This window comes from Novosphingobium sp. MD-1 (genome assembly GCF_001014975.1).
GTDB lineage: Bacteria > Pseudomonadota > Alphaproteobacteria > Sphingomonadales > Sphingomonadaceae > Novosphingobium.
Map to the genome: position 1 here is coordinate 628309 of NZ_BBXA01000013.1, position 18172 is coordinate 646480.

Genomic DNA, 18172 nt, shown 5'->3' on the forward strand with positions numbered 1-18172 from the left:
ATTTTGGAAGATGACAAAACCAATTTAATGCCACTTGAGTAAATCACCCTGAATGGTATCTAGCGCGCCATGACCTCGACTCCCCATACCATCGAGACGCTCGCTCCGGGCGCAACGCGGATGGCCGCAGAAGCGCTGTCCGCGCCGGCATTGTGCGCGCGGCAGCTCCAGCTTAATACCAATCTGGTCCGCGACGCCGGCCAGCGCCTGCGCGCGCTCGCCCCGCCCTTCGCGGCGACGTTGGCGCGCGGCAGCTCCGATCAGGCCGCCGCCTTCGCCAAGTTCCTGCTGGAAACGAAAGCCGGCATCCCCACGGTCAGCCACGCCCCGTCGACCGGTTCGCTCTATCACGCGACCTCGGCCCATTTCCGCGACGTGCCGCTGATCGCGATCTCGCAATCGGGCCGCAGCCCCGATCTGCTCGCCGCCGCCGATGACGCGCGCGCGCGGGGTGCGGTGGTCATCGCCGTGGTCAACGATGCCGCCTCCCCCCTCGCCGACCTCGCCGAGATAGTCGTTCCCGTCCACGCCGGCCCCGAAACCAGCGTGGCGGCGACCAAGAGCTTCCTTTGTACGCTCGTCGCGCTCACCCATCTTGTCGCCGAGTGGAGCCAGGACGCGGCCCTGCTGGAAGCGCTGCCCCAGACGGGACGCGTGCTCGAACAGGCCGCCGCGGCCGACTGGACTGCCGCCGTCGCGCCGTTGAGGGACGCGAGCGAGATGCTCGTGCTGGGCCGTGGCCCCAGCCTGCCCGTCGCTGGCGAAGCCGCGCTCAAGCTGAAGGAGACATCGAACCTTCATGCCGAGGCCTTCAGCAGCGCCGAAGTGGCGCATGGCCCGATGACGCTGGTGGGCGCGGGCGATCCGGTGCTGGTCCTCGCCCCGCTCGATATTGCCCGGACCGGCCTTCGCGCGCGACTGGAGGATTTCGCGGCGCGGGGCGCTAACGTGATCGCCGCCGGCTTGCCCGAAGACGTGGAGCCCGCGAGCCTCGTCCTGCCGATGGACACGCAGGTCCACCCCGTGCTGGGCGCTATCGCGCAGATCCAGAGCTTCTACGGCCTGGCCAATGCGCTTTCGCTGGCGCGGGGGTGCGATCCCGATAGCCCTCCGCATCTCAACAAGGTAACGCGCACGCTATGACGCTGACGGCACTTACCGGCGCGAGCATCGTTCTGGCCGACGCGATTGCCGAAGGGCAGGCGCTGTTGCTCGATGGCGACCGCATTGCCGGCCTTGCTGCGGCGGATGCCCTGCCGGCCGGCTGCGCCCGCCATGACCTTGGCGGTGGCTGGCTGCTGCCGGGCTTTATCGACGTGCAGGTCAACGGCGGCGGCGACGTGCTGTTCAACGATCACCCCTCGGTCGAGGGCATCCGCGCCATCGCCACCGCCCATCGTCGCTTCGGCACGACCGGGCTGCTGCCGACGCTGATCAGCGACTATGCCGGCGTGGTCGAAACCGCCATCGCGGCGGGCGAGGCGGCGCTGGCCGACCGGGTGCCGGGTGTGCTCGGCATTCACATCGAAGGCCCGCATCTCAACCCCGCGAAGAAGGGCATCCACGACAAGGCGCGCTTCACAGCGGTCGATGCGGAAGTCATCGCGCGGCTGGCGCAGCCCACCCTGGGACGGCGCGTGGTGACGCTGGCGCCCGAACTCGCCCCTGCGGGAACCGTGCGCACGCTGACCGATGCGGGCGTGCTGGTGTGCGCGGGGCACAGCCTTGCGGACTACGACCAGACCCGCGCCGCGCTGGAAGAGGGACTGGCGGGTTTCACCCATCTGTTCAATGCCATGACGCAGTTTCTCAGCCGCGAACCCGGCATGGTCGGCGCGGCGCTGGAAGATCGCGCCAGCCATTTCGGGCTTATCGTCGACGGCCTCCATGTTCATCCCGCCGCCCTGCGCGTGGCGCTGCGCGCACGGGGAGGCGACGGCGCGATGCTGGTGACCGATGCGATGCCCCCGGTCGGCGGCACGCAAGACCGGTTCACGCTGATGGGCCAGGACATCGCGGTGGTCGACGGCACCTGCCGGGGGCCGGACGGCACGCTCGCCGGATCGGCGCTGACCATGGTGCAGGCGCTGTGCAACACGATGGAGCTGCTCGGCTGCGACATCGTGACCGCATCGCGCATGGCGAGCGGCAATCCCGCGCGATTCCTGCGGCTCGACCACGAAACCGGCGCCATCGCGCCGGGCTTGCGCGCCGATCTCGTCCACCTTGATGCGTCGCGCTCGGTTACCGCCACCTGGATCGCCGGCGCACGCGCGGATCACCGCGCATGATGCCCGAACTGGGCCTGATCGAAGGCCGCTTCGGGCGCATCTGGACCGAGGCGGAGCGCGGCCATGTCGTGCAGACGCTCGCGGCGGCGGGCTATGGCTTCTACCATTACGGCCCCAAGGCCGACCGCGCATTGCGCCGCGCCTGGCGTGAGCGCCACGACCCCGAACAGACCGCTATGCTTGGTCGCCTCTCCGCCCACGTGCGCGCGGCGGGGATGCGGTTCGGCATCGCGCTGACGCCGATCGGCTCGACGCACCCGTTCGACGACGAGGCCCGCGCCGCCCTCGCCCGGCGGGTGGCGGATCTCGACGCCATCGGCATCGACGACCTTGCCATTCTGTTCGACGATCTGCGCGGCGACATGCCGGACCTTGCCGCGCGACAGGCAGACGTGGTCAACTTCTGCGCGGGCCTGACCCGGGCGACGCGGGTCTATACCTGCCCCACCTACTATTCGGACGACCCGGTGCTTGATCTGGTGTTCGGCGACCGGCCGGCCGGCTATCTCGCTGAACTGGGACGGCGGCTCGATCCGGCGGTCCGGGTTTACTGGACCGGCGAGGAGGTCTGCTCGCGGGCGATCGACCGCGCCCATGTGGAGCGCGTGGCGCAGGAACTGGGGCGTCCGGTCTGCCTGTGGGACAACTATCCGGTCAACGACGGCGCGCGCATGTCACGCTTTCTCCATCTGCGCGCGTTCACCGGCCGCTCCGCCGCTATCGCTCCGCACGTTTCGGGCCACGCGATCAACCCCGCGATCCAGGCGCATCTCGGCTGCATTCCCGCCCTGACGCTGGCTGCGGTTTACCGGCAGGGCGAAGCCTACGCCTATGGCGCGGCGTTCGCTGAGGCCGCGCGGCAGGTGCTGGGCGCGGAGTTCGCGCAGATGCTGCAACAGGATCTTCCGGCGCTTCAGGACGTTGGCCTTGAACGGCTGGGATCGCGCGGCGAGCGCCTGCGGGCGCGCTATGCGTCGATCGACCATCCCGCCGCGCGCGAGATCGTTCGCTGGCTGGACGGCGACGACCTGATGACCGACGACGAAGTCCAGACCCAATAGGACCAGACAACGGCGCCATGACAGGAAAACGCGACACGGAACTGCTGGAGCGGCTGCGCGAGGCGGTGGGGCAGCGTCATGTGCTAACGTCCGCGCGCGCCACGGCGCGCTATCGCCAGGGCTATCGCACCGGCAGCGGGCCGGCGCTTGCCGTGGTGCGGCCGGGTAGCCTGGTCGAGCTTTGGAAGGTCGCGCAGGCCTGCGTCGCGGCTGACGTCTCGATCATCATGCAGGCTTCGAACACCGGGCTGACCGGCGGCTCCACGCCCGATGGCGCGGATTATCCCGGCGGGCTCGTCATCATCAGCACCACACGCCTTTCCGCGCTGCATGTCATCCGCGATGGCGCGCAAGTGCTATGCCTGCCGGGCACAACGCTGCACCGTCTGGAGCAGGCGCTGCGCCCCTTTGGGCGCGAGCCGCATTCGGTGATCGGCTCCTCCTGCCTCGGCGCCTCGGTCGTGGGCGGCGTCTGCAACAACTCGGGCGGGTCGCTCGTGCGGCGCGGGCCGGCCTATACCGAGCTGGCGCTGTACGCGCAGGTCCGGCCCGACGGCACGCTGGCGCTGGTCAACCACCTCGGCATCGCGCTGGGGGACGATCCCGAAACGATGCTCGCCCGGCTGGACGCGTGGGCCTTCGCGGAAGCCGACATCGATCCCGCCCTCGACCGCCGGGCGCACGACCATCGCTATGCCGAGCATGTGCGCGATGTCGACAGCATGAGCCCGGCGCGGTTCAATGCCGATCCGCGCTGCCTGTTCGAAAGCGCCGGCAGCGCGGGCAAGCTGATCGTCTTCGCCGTCCGGCTCGACACGTTCGCGCGCGAGGAAGACACCGCCACCTTCTACATCGGCGCAGCTTCGCCCGAACCGCTCACCGAACTGCGCCGGACGATGCTGCGCGATTTCGCGCAGCCGCCGATCGCCGGGGAATACATGCACCAGACCGCGTTCGACGTGGCCGACCGCTATGGCCGCGACATGTTCTTCGCGATCGAGCGGCTCGGCACGGACCGGCTGCCCGCGCTCTTTGCCGCCAAGGGCCGGTTCGATGCGCTGTTCGGCAACGGCCTGAGCGACCGGGTGATGCAGTGGGCCAGCCGGTTCGTGCCCGATCCCCTGCCCGCACGGATGCGCGCCTTCCGCGATCGCTTCGCGCACCACCTGATCCTCAAGGTCTCGCGCGATCAGGCAGAGGCCACGCGCGGGCTGCTTGCCCGCCTGTTTCCCGGTGATGAGAACGGCGATCATTTCGAATGCACGCCGGCGGAAAGCGCCAAAGCCTTCCTGCACCGCTTCGTCGCCGCCGGCGCGGCCGTCCGCTATCGCGCGGTGCATCGGCGGGAGGTGGAGGATATCGTCGCGCTCGACGTCGCGCTGCCCCGCAACACCCGCGAATGGCGCGAAAGACTGCCGCAGGACCTCGCCGACAAGACGATTCACGCGCTCTATTACGGGCACTTCTTCTGCCAGGTGTTCCATCAGGACTACATCGTGCGCAAGGGCACCGATCCGCTGGCGTTCGAACACGCGCTGTGGGCGCTGCTGGACGCGCGCGGGGCGCAGTATCCGGCCGAACACAACGTCGGCCATCTCTACGTCGCGCGGCCCGAGCTGGAACACTTCTACCGCAGCATCGATCCGCGCAACCAGCTGAACCCCGGCATCGGCCACACCGCCCGCGGCCGCGGCTGGACCGCAACGGCAACCCCTGGAGAACACCGGCCATGACCTATTTCCTCGGCATCGACGCCGGCGGCAGCAATTGCCGCGCGCGCCTGATCGATGCGGCCGGCGCCACCATCGGCGAAGGCCGTTCGGGCACCGCCAATGCGCGCATCGGCATCGACGCGCTCTATGATACCTTGAAGGATACCGCCGACCAGGCGGTGGCGCAGGCCGGCCTTGCCCCGCCACAGCGGGCGCAGGTCCGCGCCGGCATGGGCATTGCCGGCATTACGCGCCCAGGCGTGCGCGAAGCGCTTGGTGAACTGGATTTCGGCTTCGCCTCGGTCGCCTATGCCACCGACGCGCAGATCGCCAACCTTGGCGCGCATGGCGGCGAAGACGGGGCGATCCTGATCATCGGCACCGGCAGCGCCGCCCAGTTGCGCGTGCATGGCGAGGATTTCACCATCGGCGGCTACGGCTTTCCCATTTCCGACGAGGGCAGCGGCGCGGCGCTTGGCCTGTCCGCCATGCGCCACGCTCTGCGCGCGCTCGACGGGCGCACCCGCCGCACGCCGCTGAGCGCCGCCGTGACCGAGCGCTTCAACCACGATACGGCACAGGCGATCGCGTGGATGGATCAGGCCACGCCGCGCGACTATGGCGCCTTTGCGCCGCTGGTGATGGACTATGCCGAAGCCGACGACGCCATCGCCCGCTCGATCGTGGAAGACGCGGCCGCCCATATCGAGCGCTTCATCGAGACGATCTTCGAGCGCGGCGCCACGCGCTGCACGCTGGTGGGTGGACTCGCCCCCCGCATGAAGCCCTGGCTGCGTTCCCGCACCGTCGAACGCCTGAGCGATCCGCTCGGCGATTCCCTCGATGGCGCGCTCCGTCTCGCCGGTTATCGCGGACCGGCCTGACCCCGGCGGGCGGCCCGGATACCCGCCGTCAGCGCCCGATCAGTCCCAGTGCGTGACGGATGAACGCGTCGCGGTCCGTGACCCACCGCGCTTGGGGCGGCAGTGCCGGATCGACCAACGTCCAGCCCTGCGGCGCATAGACCTGCGCCAGCGTTCCCCTGGTGTTGAACGCCATGGAGACCATGCGCTGCTGCGCCAGCGTCGTCTGGCTGTTGCCTTCCATCGCCACGCCATCGGGCGCGAGATGCGTTCCTTGCGGGCGCAGCGCGATCGCATAAGGCTCCGTCCGGAAGCTCTGGACCGTGGTGTTGAGAAAAATCGACAGATAGACCTTGTCCAGCGCCTGCCCGACGACAGCGGCTTTCGTGGGCGGCATTCGCCACGCGGGATCGGTCAGCAGGCTCCAGGGGTAATTCTCCGGCGCGCCATACCGCAGTTCGGTACGCAGATCGACGAGTCCTTCGCGCGGCGCCTGCGCCGGCGCGATCCGGTTCAGCCGCAGCCCGTTCGACCACGTGAAGCCAAAGGCGCTGACATCCAGCAGCGGCATGGCCGACGGCGTGGAACCGACGGGTCGGTTCGATACCGTTACGTTCTCGTAGATGCGCAGATAAGCCTTGTCCTTGATCTGGTGGCCGCTGGCGAGGTTCTGCCACGCGCGCTGGCCCTGCCAGCTCGAACGGACGAAATGCGAAACCAGCGTACCGTTGATATAGGTACTGTGTTCCTGATCGCTGTTGGTGCCGACGTTGCCGGCAATCTCGCTGTCCTCGACATAGAGCATGGTCTGGCCGCTGGGGACGAAGATCGCGTTCTTGCCGCCGTAGATCTTCGAGCGCCGGATAACAGCGGTGAACAGGCCCGGCCGATGCCCGTCGAAAGCTTCGAGATAGACCGCGCCGATCGGCTGGATCGCGCCGGGGAAGTCCAGTTCGACATCGCGCATTTCGAAATGCAGCCGCTGCTGGCCGATGTCGTAGAGGTGAAGGCCGACGGACGCCCACTCGTTCCCCGACCGGAACGTGACGCGACGCCCAGGGATCGACGAGCGCAGGATATATTGAGTTCCGCGCAGATCGCCCGCGACCTGCGGCACCAGCGGCGCGAACGGATAGACGCACGGTTGCCCAGCGCCATCTAGCGCTTCGTAAACGAGTTCGTAGCCCCCTTCGATGCGCCCGCCGAAATCGTCAACGCTCCGTCCGGCATAGACTTCACGGCCGGCGGCGCGCGAGGCATCGCATTTCACCAGCAGCCGGACGGCGGGGCGGCGCAGGCCATCCATCGGCATATAGAACGGATAGGCGCGATCGGCCTGGTCGGGTGGCAACGTGGCCGCCGGGGGTGCCGGAGGCGCATCCTGCGCGCCGGCCAGCGTTTCCGGCATGGAAACGTCGGCATAGCGCAGGCTTTGCCCGGCTCCCGCCCCCGCACCGGACAGCAAGGGCAGCGCCAGCACCGGCAGGGCCAGAATCGTCAGCAGTTTGACCCTTGCAGGCACGCGCACCGGTTGCTCCCTGTTTAACGCGAAAGAACCACCCTTCTAGACGGAAGGGCGTTAAGGCGAAGTATCGATGCGGCCGGTCAATGCCATGGCTCCCAGGGTCGGCCCCGAACATGCTCCGGATCGGTGGAAACCGCCTGTTCGAATTCAACCGAACTTAACGATTGTGACCAATAAACTTCGCCTCCTAAGCAGCGCCAGGCAAGGTGAAGGATCGCCATACCCCGACAAGCGTTGCGTTGCCGCAGGTTATGGACCGCAGATGAACTTGGTGGATACGACGGATGGACAGGCTCTACGCAAGGCGCAGGTCGAAGCCAGCCTGAAACTGGCGCGGACGGCCGTCATCGGCGGCATCGTAAACGCAATCATCGTAGCGACCGTCCTGTGGTCCTCGGTCTCCCACGCGGCCATCGCGTTCTGGACCTTGCTGGTCCTGGGGCAAGGCCTCGTCCGGATTCTGCACGCGCGCCGCCTGGCAAAGAACGATTACGAGGATTTGTCCCCATCAAAGGATGGCCGCTTCATCGAGCTACTTGCCAGCCTGAACGGCGTTGCCTGGGGCTTTTCCATGGCGATTGGCGGCTTTGACGCCACGCCTGGCGTATTCACGCTGCTGGCCATGCTCACCGGCGGCATGATGGGAGCCGCGGTCATCAGCTATGGCCCGCTTCCACGGGCGGCGTTTGCCTACATGATCCCGCTGACGATCGGCTCGATCGCCGGGTGGCTGCTTTCCGGCAATCCCCTGGCGACGACGGGCACGCTGCTGATCCTGTGCTACGCCGCCGTCCTGTCCCGCTCGATCAAGGGCACCGAAAAGGTATTTGCCGAAAAGGTCGCGCGCGAGCAGGCGCTTCGGGAAAGCGCGGAAACCGTGCAGCTCCTGCTCAAGGACTACGAGGCGCAAAGCGCGGACTGGCTCTGGTCGATCGACCGGGAGGGGATGATCCTAGCCCCGACGGATCGCTTCGTCGAAGCCAGCGGGCGTGACCGGGAAACACTTGAAGGGCACGCCCTGCTCTCGCTGTTCGACGCAGGGCACGAGCACGAACGGCTCGTCGAGATGCTTCGGAAACGGCAGGCTTTCCGCGATCTGACCGTGCAGATCACCGTGGGAGACGAAACGTGCTGGTGGCGGCTTTCCGCCCAGCCACGCGCCGGCGGCCGCATGCAGGGCGTCGCCTCCGACGTGACGGCGGAAATGCGGGCGGAAGCACGGGTCAGCTACATGGCGCACTATTGTGGCCTGACCGACCTCGCCAACCGCTTCCTGTTCAACGAGACGCTGGGCCGCGCGGTCAAGCGGCTGCACGAAGAGGAACGGACGGCCGTCCTGTGCCTCGATCTCGACCAGTTCAAATCGGTGAACGATACGCTGGGGCATCCCATCGGCGATCGCCTGCTGTGCGAAGTCGCGCGCCGCATCGAGGCCTGCGTACAGGAAAAGGCCATGGTGGCCCGCCTAGGAGGCGACGAATTCGCCGTCCTGATCGAGCGGGTGAAATCGCCAGACGAGGTGGAAGCCTGCGCTGCCCGGATCATCGATGCGGTCGACCAGCCGTTCATCCTCGACGGGATGCAGGTGATGACGTCGACCAGCATCGGCATTGCCTTCGCCACCGTGGCCGACAGCGATCCCACCGAAGTCATGAAGCGTGCCGACCTGGCGCTGTACAGCGCGAAGACAAACGGCCGGAACCGCTTCGCCCATTTCCAGATTGGCATGGACGAAGCTGCGCGCGAACGGCGCGACCTGGAAATGGACCTGCGCGCGGCGCTGGTGCGTAACGAGTTCACGCTGCACTACCAGCCGCTCGTCAACATCTCGTCGGGAGACGTGGTGGGCTACGAGGCCCTGATCCGCTGGCAGCATCCCACGCGCGGGCTGATCATGCCCAACGCCTTCATCCCGCTGGCCGAGGAAACCGGGCTGATCGTGCAGGTGGGCGAATGGGTGATCCGCCAGGCGACGGCGCAGCTCGCGCTATGGCCCGCCGACCTGCGCATCTCGGTCAATCTTTCACCCGCGCAGATGCGCAGCGCGAACCTGATCCCCACCGTGGTCAACGCGCTGGCCAGCGCGGGAATCGACGCCGGTCGGCTGGAGCTTGAAATCACCGAAACCGTGCTGATGCAGGACAGCGAAGCCAACGTATCGACGCTGTACAAGCTGCGCGAGATTGGCGTGCGCATCGCGCTCGACGATTTCGGAACGGGCTATTCCTCGCTCAACTATCTGCGCAGCTTTCCCTTCGACAAGATCAAGATCGACCGGTGCTTCGTGGAATCGCTCGATCACAACGCCGAATCGCGCGCCATCATCCAGGCCATCACCGGGCTGGCGGGCAGCCTGGGCATGGACACCACGGCGGAAGGCGTCGAGACCGACGCACAGCTTCAGGCGCTGCGCGACAAGGGGTGCACCGAGATCCAGGGCTTCCTCATCTCCCAGGCGATCGATCCGGATGGCATCGGGCAGGGGACCCGTCCCGCTGCGCAGCAGGGCGGTAGCGATGGCGCGCCCGCCGAAACGCAAGACGACGACGCGGAAAACCGAAACCGCGCAGCCTGATAGGTCCTATCCGTTCGTCCGGCGCGGCACGCCATAGCCCAGCCCTTCCAGCCGGGCCATCGCGGGGGCTCGAAACAGTGCGGGATTGGCCAGATAATCGTCGATCATCCCGATCGTGTCGAACCCCCAGAAAAGTTCCGCGCCCACTTCCACCGTCGGCACGCCGAAGACGCCCCGCGCGATGGCCGCCTCGGTATTGGCGCGCAGACGGTCCTTTACCGTGGGCGCGGCGAGTACCGCCGCCACGCGGTCCAGCCCCAGCGCCCGGCCGAACGCTTCCAGATTGGCCGGATCGCCAAGATCGAGGCCATCGCGGAACACCGCATCGAACAGGGCGTCCACCGCATCGATCCGCGCATCGAGCGCTACCAGCAGGCGCAGCGCCTCGATCGAGCGGAACGGATGCACATCGGGGAAGCGGAACGGAATGCCGTAGCGATCGGCAAGCCACTGGCACATGCGGTAGATCTGGATGCGCTTGGGCGGCACTTCGGCTGGCCCCAGTTGCCCCCAGTGCTGAAGCAGGCCCCCCAGCAGAACGGGTTCGGGCCGCAACGCCAGCGTAGCGTTCCGGCGCAACTGCTTCCACATCAGGTACGCGAACGGCGACACCAGATCGAAATAGAACGTGGCGGGCGTGGTCGCGGGTGGGAACGCGGACATGGCCGGAAGCCTCCTTCGCGGCGATCATGTCGCCTCGCGAGCCATCCGGCAATGTCGGTGGGCAGAAAACCGTAGCGGCCTATCCGTGCGCCCGCTCGCCATAGAGCCGGGCCGCGCGCATCAGGCAGGCGGCCGTGAGGACGGGGGTGACCGCGATGATCAGCATCGAATGCCGGATCGCCATGTCGCCGTAGCGCGGCGTCAGCAGATCGGTGACGAAGCCGACGGCGCTTGGCCCCACGACATTGCCGATGAAGCTGGCGCCGAACAGCAGCAGCGCGATGGCCAGCGCGCGCTGGCGCTCGGGCACGATGTTGACCGTGGCCGCATAGACCGGCCCCTGGTGGATCAGGGTGACGAAGCTGGTCAACGCGAAGGCGGAAAACCAGACGGCGCGGTCCGAACCGAGCAGGAACACCGCTTCCGCCGGGCCGGCGAGCAGGCAGGCCAGCGCCGGCACGGCCAGCCGCCAGCGGATGCGGCTAGCGGGCAGCCGGTCGATCAGCAGCCCGCCGCACAGCACGCCCGCCGCGCCGATGAAGCCGCGCGTCGGCCCGATCGTGCCGGCGATCTCGGCCAGCCCCATGTGATGCACGCGCGAAAAGAACGTCGGCGTCCACGCCCCCGCCGCCCACACGTTCGCTCCCATCAGGGTAACACCCGCGAAAATCCAGGCGTAGCACTTGTCCGCGAACAGCGTCCGGATGTCGGCGAAGATCTGCGTGGCGGACAGCCGCTCGCGCTCGCGCGGCGGCGTCTTGCGCGCAGGCTCGCGCACGGTCAGCAGAAGCAGCAGCGCCACGATCATGCCGGGCACGCCCATCGCCACGAACATCGCGCGCCAGCCATGGTTCTGCGCGATCCAGCCGGCGATCGGGAAGAACAAGATGAAGGCGATCGAATTGGCTGTGCCGAAGATCGCCAGCGCCAGCGGACGCCGGCGCGGGTGGAACAGGTCGGCGATAATCGAGTTCGACGGCGGCAGCCCGCAGGCTTCACCCGCCCCCATCAGGAAGCGCGCGATGGCCAGTTGCCAGATGCTGGTGACGAAGCCGGTCAGCACCGTCATCAGGCTCCAGAAGCCCAGCCCGATGGCGATGATGTTGCGCCGGTTGAAGCGGTCCGCCAGCCAGGCGATCGGCAGGCCCAGCAGCGAATAGAGGAAAATGAACGCGAGGCCGGTGGCGAGGCCGAGCGCGGTGTCGGACACGCCGAATTCGCGCTTGATCATCGGCAGCACCAGCCCCAGCAGCGCGCGGTCGAGATAGTTGAACACGGAAATGAGCGTGAGGATGAACAGCGGCCAGGTGGCCGACCACGGCCACTTGGCGTTGTCCTCGCCGGCTTCCTTGATCGCGCTCATTCTACCCTCATCCCTTCGCGCCGGGTGCATTCGTGATCGTCGTCGATGGCCACCGACCGCTCGGCAAAGCGCATGTCGGCCGGGGGGCACAAGTCCGAGCGCAGCCACAGGCGCAACAGCAGCCTTCCCTGCTCCGGATCGTCCTCGAACGCGGTGCGGCCGTGCAGCCACGACCAGTTGTGCCACAGCACCACGTCACCGGGCGAGAGGCGGAATTGCGCGGTCCCGGCCAGTTCCAACGCCAGCGCGCGCAGATCGGCGACGGCGGCGGCAAGCGCGGGCGGCAGCGCTTCCCCCCGCGTGCGCGCGGCGGCTTGCAGGAAATAGGGGTTGAAGCAGCATTGCACCCCATCGACTTCGCCGGCGAACACCGGAACCTTCTCCGCGCTGACCGGCGCGCGCGAACGGAGCACGGGGTTGGTGCCGAAGAAATACCCCTCGCGCAGCGCCGGCAAGTGATGCGGCATCCGCTGCCGGACCGCGTCGTGCAGGTCCGCCGCGCGGACGAGGAACGAATCGCCGCCCCGCATCGCCTCGCGCACAGTGCCCAGCGCCAGAATGTCGTGCAGATCGGTATGCGGTGCCAGTTCGAGATCGGAATGCGTGCCGCGCGCCTGCGCATCGCCCGGCCGCCGTTCCACCCGCGCGACCAGTTCCCCTTGCGGCGACTGGATCGATGGCGCGCCAAGCCAGCGCCCCAGCATCAGCAGGCGCTCGGCGAAGCCATCCTCCCCCACAATCGAGGGGTCGCCGGTTTCGACCACGATCGCCCGCGCGCCGTCGGTGAACGCCGCCCGCAGATCCGCGCGCAGTTCGGCCAGCGCCGCTTCGTCGCCCGCGGCAAACGCATGGCGTTCCCCGGCCGACACACTGCGACGCGGCACCACTGCGGTCACAGGCGCGAAGCCCTCGTTTCGGTATGGGTGATGAACTCGATCAGCGCGGGCTGGCCGGCTTCGATCGCGGCAATGCCGCGCCGGATCGCCGGGGCGATCTGGTCGGGCGTGGTCACCCGCTCGCCATAGCCGCCCAGCGCGCGGGCAAACGCGGCATAATCGCCCGAGATGTCGGTGCTGCGATAGCGCTCGGTGGCGATCGGCATGACCGGCAGTTCGATGGCCATGGCGCTGTTGTTGAGCAGGATCGAAAGGATCGGCAGCCGTTCGCGCGCCGCCGTTTCGAAATCCATGCCGGTAAAGCCGATCGCGGCATCGCCCCAGACGTTAATGCACAGCTTGTCCGGGCAGGCGAGCTTTGCGCCCATCGCCAGACCGAGACCATAGCCCAGCTGCGTCGACTTGCCCCAGCCGAGATAGGACAGCGGCGTCACCGATTTCCAGAATGGCGTCAGCTGATCGCGCGGCGAGCCGGCATCGTGGGTGATGATGGTGTTGGCCACGTCCACCGTGCGCTGCAGTTCCCACAGCACGCGATAGGGGCTGAGCGGCGTGTCGTCGCTTTCCAGCAAGGGCAGCCATTCCGCCAGCCAGCGGGATTCCACCTCGCGGATTTCGGCAATGGCGGCCGAGGGATCGCGCGGCGCGTCCAGCCGGGCGCGGCAGGCCGCGACCAGCATGGCCAGCGTCAGCTGCGCATCGCCCACCAGCGCCTCTTCGCAGCGCACGCTCTTGTTGATGTCGGCGGGATCGAGCGTGGCGTGGATGATCGGCACATGATCGGGCATGGCCACGCCGAACGCGGTCTCCAACAGGCTGCACCCGATGCCCAGGATCAGGTCCGCGCGATCAAGGAAATGGCGTAGCTGGCCGGGAATGGCCGCGCCGCCCGATCCCAGCGCCAGCGGATGCGTTTCGTCGAACGCGCTCTTGCCTTCCAGGCTGGTGGATACCGGCGCGCCCAGCAGTTCCGCCAGTTCGCGCAGCTCGGCATAAGCCTCGGCCCAGTGCACGCCCTGCCCGGCATGGATCACCAGCCGCCGCGCGGCGACCAGCCGGTCCGCCACGGCCTCGACCGCCGCGGGATCGGGGCCGAAACGGGTGCTGATGACCGGGCGGTAGTCCAGTTCCCCCGGGATCTCCTCGGCCAGCACGTCCCACGGCATTTCGACAAGGGCCGGACGCAACCGGCCGTTGCGCAAGGCCGAGAAGGCGCGGCGCAGCACCGCCGGCGTGTCCTCGGCACGCAGGATCGGTTCCGCCGTCTTGGTCACGTCGCGCATCGAGATCGAGGCGTTGAAGTTGTCCGGCACGTGGGCGATGCGCCGGGCATAGCCCTGCGGCAGCACCAGCACCGGCACGCTTTCCGAATAGGCCTGCGCCACGCCGCCATAGGCGTTCTCAGTGCCTGGGCCGTGCTGCATAGCGAACACGCCCATGCGGCGCCCGCGCGTCAGCCGCGACAGCGCATCGGCCATGTGAACGCCGGTGCGTTCCTGCCGGACGATCACCGGGCGGATGCCGATGGCCGCCGCCGTTTCCAGCACCGCGTTGCGCGGATAGCCGAAAATGACGTCGACGCCCTCGCGCCTGAGGATTTCCGCGATCGCGGCGCTCACCTTCATGCCGTTTCTCCGTGTCCGCCGTGGTTCAGTTGCCGGCCTGGGGGCCGACGGGGCGCTCGCCCACCACGGTGGTACGGATCAGATGCCGCCGCTCGTACTTGAAATCGTGGACCCCGCGATGCAGCGTGAAGCGGTTGTCCCACACGATCAGCGTGTCCTTCTGCCACTTGATGCGGCAATGGTAGTGCAGATGCTGCGCCAGGCTCTGGAGATAGGCCAGCAAGGCGCGGCTTTCGTCCTCGCTCCAGCCGACAAAGCGCTTGAAATAGGCACTCGTGGCGAACAGCGCCTTGCGCCCGGTCTCGGGATGGACGCGCACCGCCGGGTGGATGCTTTCAAGCTGGTCCTCGGTAAAATCGTGGCTTTCGCGCAGGCGCAACCTCTTGTCAGGCGCGAGCTTTTCGTTTTTCGCCCAGATGTCCTTGCCCGAATAGACCACCTGAAGCCCATCGAGCAGCGTCTTCATCCCGTCGGACAAGTGTTCATAGACAAGGTAGGCGTTGGAAAAGGCCGTATCCCCGCCCCACTGCGGCACTTCCAGCGCGCGCATGACGATGCACTTGGGTGGCGTGGGCAGAAACGGGCTATCGGTGTGGAAGTGCTCGAACGAAGGCACCACGTTTTCCGGCTCGTGCGCTTCGCGGCGGACTTCCTGCATGTCGCGATGGCCGGCATAGGTCGGCGCCTGCGGCAGTTCGGTCAACTCGCCGAAATAGCGCGAGAAGGCCTTGTGCTGTTCCGGCGTCAGATCCTGATCGCGGAACACGATCACCAGGAACTGCTCGAACGCCTTCATCACCTCGGCCAGCGTTTCCGCGTCAAGCGGCTGGCGCAGGTCTACCCCGGTGATCTCGCAGCCACAGGCGCCCGAGATCGGTTCGACGCCAATCCGCCTGAACTCCGGCATCGGCAGGCCGGCGACGATGGGGGTTCCGGCGGGAATTTCGGTGGCCGGAACGGCGGGGTTGGCAACGGGTCGAGACGACACGGTCATTCCTTTCCTGCGATAGTGCGGGTCGCCGGTCTCCGACCGGGCCGGATGTCCGGCGAAGGACAACCCACAGGCCGTCCTTCGCCGCATCAGCCGTTCCTAGAAACGGCGCTTGAGCGTGACGGCCCAGGTGCGCGGTTCACCGGGAACGCCCTGGATCGAATTGGTCGATCCGCGATTGTCGAAAATATCCGAATAATAGAGCTTGTTGGTCAGGTTGCGGACTTCCACCGCCAGTTCCCAGTCCTTCTCGGCCGTCGCGTAGGCCACGCGGGCGTTGACCAGCGTGCGGCTGGGGATCACACCGAAGATGTCCTTGCCCCCGGTCGCGGCGTCGACGTTGTTGGCATTGCGCTCGAACGCGTCCTCATGGTTGACGTCGATGCGCGGAATGATCGTGCCAGCCTTGCCCAGATCGAACTCGTACTGTGCGCCAAAGCTCCACTGCCAGGGCGAGATGTAGACGCCCTTGTCCTCCAGCCCGATGCCGGCGCTGGCCGCGATCGCGCTGATCGAATCGTACTTGAAGTGGAGATAGGCAAGCGATGCGTCGATCGAGAGCCCCTGCACCGGACGCAGCGCGAGTTCGGCCTCGAAGCCCTTGATCGTCGCCTTGCCGGCGTTGAGCGGCAGCGCGCACGGCGCGGCCGGCACGCCCACCGCCACCGGGCAGTTCGAAACCGTCACCAGAATGTCGTTGTACTTGTTGATGAACGCCGATGTGTTGAGGCGCACGCGATGATCGAGGAATTCGCTTTTCAGGCCGATTTCATAGGCCTTGAGCGTTTCCGGATTGTGCGGCAGCGCCTGGGCCGGGAAGAACGGCCGGGGGTTGATACCGCCCCCCTTGAAGCCGGTCGAGAACTGGGCATAGCCCATGATCGCGTCGGTCAGGTGGTACTGCGCGCCAAGCCGGTAATCGACCCGGCTGCCCGAGAACTCGCGCGACAGCCCGTTGAGCGGCGCCAGCGAAGCCGGAACGGCGCCGCCCGTGGACGAGCCGGGAATGCCCTCACGCCCATAGATGAAGGTCTTGCTCTGGTCGGTGTAGCGGATGCCGCCCAGGATGGTCAGCCGTGCCAGCGGCGAGACTTCGGCGTTGGCGAACACGGCCTTGGTCTTGGCCGGAATCCGGTTGTCCTCGATGAAGTTCAGCGTCGGCAGCGTGACGCGCGACCGGTTGCGGCTGGTTCTGTCCAGATAGAACCCGCCAACGGTCAGGTTCACCATGTCGCCCAGCTTGGCGGACAGGCGCAGTTCCTGGCTGAACTGGTGGTTATAGACACGGTTCGCTTGCAGCCCGGTGTTGAACGGCGAACTGTCGCCCGACGAATAGTTGCCGTCGAACTTGCGATAGGCGGTGATCGAGGTGAGGTTGAGGTTGTCAGTCAACTCCGCCGTGATCGTGCCCGAAACGCCCCAGCTGTTGATCAAGCCCTTGAGCGGCGCGGACCACGTGCCCGAACCATCGCGCGGGGTGACCTCGGTATAGTTCTCGTAGCTGACAAAGGGGCTCTTGGTGAACGTATCCTGCGCGTAGTTCCCGTAGGGCGAATACGAGATGTAGGGCGAACCCGATGCCGTGCCGAAGACGTTGCCATTGAGCACATAGGCCGAGGATGGCGGCGTCGCCACGCCGGTCAGCGTCGCGCCGGGGACCGCCTGCCGGCCGACGTAGAGCAGCGTCGCGGGGCCGACCTCGCTGTTGTCGCGCGTCACGTCCGCCGCAAGGTCCACCGTCACCCGGCTGGAAGCCTGCCAGCGCAGCGCGAGCCGCCCGGCGACGTATTCCTTGCCGCCCTCAGTGCCCAGCTTGCACTTGTCGGCGGCCACCATGCTCGGCAGCGTGCTGCCGGGATGGGTGCAGGCATAGTCGTAACGGGTGACGTAGCCGTCCTTCTTGACCGCAACGCCCGAAAGGCGGGCGAAAAGCTTGTCCGGCACCACCGTGAAATTCGCCGCGCCGCGCAGTTCCATGCGGTTGTAGCTGCCGTAGGTCGCCGACAGGTAGCCGTCGTTCGAACCGTCGGGCTTCTTGGAATAGAGCTTGATCGCGCCGCCGATCGAATTCTGGCCGGCGAGCGTTCCCTGCGGACCGCGCAGGATTTCGATCCGGTCAAGGTCGATGAGGCTCAGCATCGATCCCTGCATCGTCGGCAGATAGACGTCGTCGACATAGATGCCGACACCCGGTTCGAGCGCGAACGAGGTATCGCGCTGGCCAACGCCGCGAATGTAAGCGACGACGGCGGGACCGAAGTTGGCCGAAGCCGTCCGCAGCGTCACGTTCGGCGCCTTGCCACCCAGATCGACGAGGTTGGTCTGGCCGCGCTGTTCCAGCATGGCGCCGCTCATCGCGGTGATCGCGATGGGCACGTCCTGCAGTTTCTGGTCGCGGAACTGCGCGGTGACGATGATTTCCTCGGCCGCAGGGTCCTTGCCCTTGGCCGCGTTGTCCGGAGCTTCCTGTGCGAATCCCGGCCCTGCCCAGAGCATCGCGCCGGCCAGCGCCATCACCGAACCGCCGGCCGCCCGTAACATAGCACCACGCGCCATTCGTCCATCTCCCCTTGTTGCGGCCATCTTTGTCCCGGCCTACGGGAGGTA

At 67.1% G+C, this 18172-nt stretch carries 12 protein-coding genes and 1 pseudogene; 6 read left to right on the forward strand and 7 right to left on the reverse strand.

The genetic code is table 11. The features are described from left to right. Positions 1 to 69 precede the first annotated feature (69 nt). The 5 genes from NMD1_RS03230 to NMD1_RS03250 are packed head-to-tail and all read left to right on the forward strand — an operon-like array spanning position 70 to position 5948. On the forward strand, positions 70 to 1143 hold the full coding sequence (locus NMD1_RS03230) for an SIS domain-containing protein (protein ID WP_233497322.1): 1074 nt from the start codon (positions 70 to 72) through the stop codon (positions 1141 to 1143). Continuing rightward, complete coding sequence (gene nagA, locus NMD1_RS03235) at positions 1140 to 2291, forward strand: N-acetylglucosamine-6-phosphate deacetylase (protein ID WP_125953604.1); 1152 nt, start codon at positions 1140 to 1142, stop codon at positions 2289 to 2291. The genes NMD1_RS03230 and nagA overlap by 4 nt, the downstream gene beginning before the upstream one ends. Next, positions 2288 to 3352, forward strand: coding sequence for a beta-N-acetylglucosaminidase domain-containing protein (locus tag NMD1_RS03240; protein WP_125953605.1), 1065 nt, complete (start codon positions 2288 to 2290; stop codon positions 3350 to 3352). Before nagA ends, NMD1_RS03240 begins: the two co-directional genes overlap by 4 nt. Before the next feature lie 17 nt (positions 3353 to 3369). Continuing rightward, a complete protein-coding gene (gene dld, locus NMD1_RS03245; protein WP_125953606.1) occupies positions 3370 to 5085 on the forward strand; it encodes a D-lactate dehydrogenase in 1716 nt (571 codons plus the stop codon). Then, the gene (locus tag NMD1_RS03250; protein ID WP_125953607.1) at positions 5082 to 5948 is read left to right on the forward strand and encodes a BadF/BadG/BcrA/BcrD ATPase family protein; all 867 of its coding nucleotides are present in this window, start codon (positions 5082 to 5084) and stop codon (positions 5946 to 5948) included. The genes dld and NMD1_RS03250 overlap by 4 nt, the downstream gene beginning before the upstream one ends. Before the next feature lie 28 nt (positions 5949 to 5976). Here the strand turns inward: NMD1_RS03250 and NMD1_RS03255 are convergent, their stop codons facing one another. Beyond that, positions 5977 to 7455 carry a hypothetical protein gene (locus NMD1_RS03255; RefSeq protein ID WP_125953608.1) on the reverse strand — a complete coding sequence of 493 codons (1479 nt, stop codon included), beginning with the start codon at positions 7453 to 7455 and terminating at the stop codon, positions 5977 to 5979. Positions 7456 to 7714: 259 nt separating this feature from the next. On the opposite strand from NMD1_RS03255, the gene NMD1_RS03260 reads away from it, so the two are divergent. Further along, the gene (locus NMD1_RS03260; RefSeq protein ID WP_158453882.1) at positions 7715 to 10027 is read left to right on the forward strand and encodes a bifunctional diguanylate cyclase/phosphodiesterase; all 2313 of its coding nucleotides are present in this window, start codon (positions 7715 to 7717) and stop codon (positions 10025 to 10027) included. A gap of 6 nt (positions 10028 to 10033) precedes the next feature. Here the strand turns inward: NMD1_RS03260 and NMD1_RS03265 are convergent, their stop codons facing one another. The 6 genes and pseudogenes from NMD1_RS03265 to NMD1_RS03290 all read right to left on the reverse strand — a co-directional run bounded on the left by NMD1_RS03265 (position 10034) and on the right by NMD1_RS03290 (position 18121). After that, on the reverse strand, positions 10034 to 10690 hold the full coding sequence (locus NMD1_RS03265) for a 2-hydroxychromene-2-carboxylate isomerase (protein ID WP_125953610.1): 657 nt from the start codon (positions 10688 to 10690) through the stop codon (positions 10034 to 10036). A 79-nt stretch (positions 10691 to 10769) separates the two neighbouring features. After that, complete coding sequence (locus NMD1_RS03270; protein ID WP_158453883.1) at positions 10770 to 12053, reverse strand: MFS transporter; 1284 nt, start codon at positions 12051 to 12053, stop codon at positions 10770 to 10772. Then, positions 12050 to 12949, reverse strand: coding sequence for a TauD/TfdA family dioxygenase (locus NMD1_RS03275; protein ID WP_233497323.1), 900 nt, complete (start codon positions 12947 to 12949; stop codon positions 12050 to 12052). Before NMD1_RS03275 ends, NMD1_RS03270 begins: the two co-directional genes overlap by 4 nt. Further along, positions 12946 to 14577 (reverse strand): annotated as a pseudogene (locus tag NMD1_RS03280) (thiamine pyrophosphate-requiring protein); the annotation flags it as partial. The gene NMD1_RS03275 and the pseudogene NMD1_RS03280, both read right to left, overlap by 4 nt. A 22-nt stretch (positions 14578 to 14599) precedes the next feature. After that, the gene (locus tag NMD1_RS03285; protein WP_158453884.1) at positions 14600 to 15562 is read right to left on the reverse strand and encodes a TauD/TfdA family dioxygenase; all 963 of its coding nucleotides are present in this window, start codon (positions 15560 to 15562) and stop codon (positions 14600 to 14602) included. Between the two features lie 102 nt (positions 15563 to 15664). After that, complete coding sequence (locus NMD1_RS03290; protein ID WP_158453885.1) at positions 15665 to 18121, reverse strand: TonB-dependent receptor; 2457 nt, start codon at positions 18119 to 18121, stop codon at positions 15665 to 15667. Between the last annotated feature and the right edge of the window lie 51 nt (positions 18122 to 18172).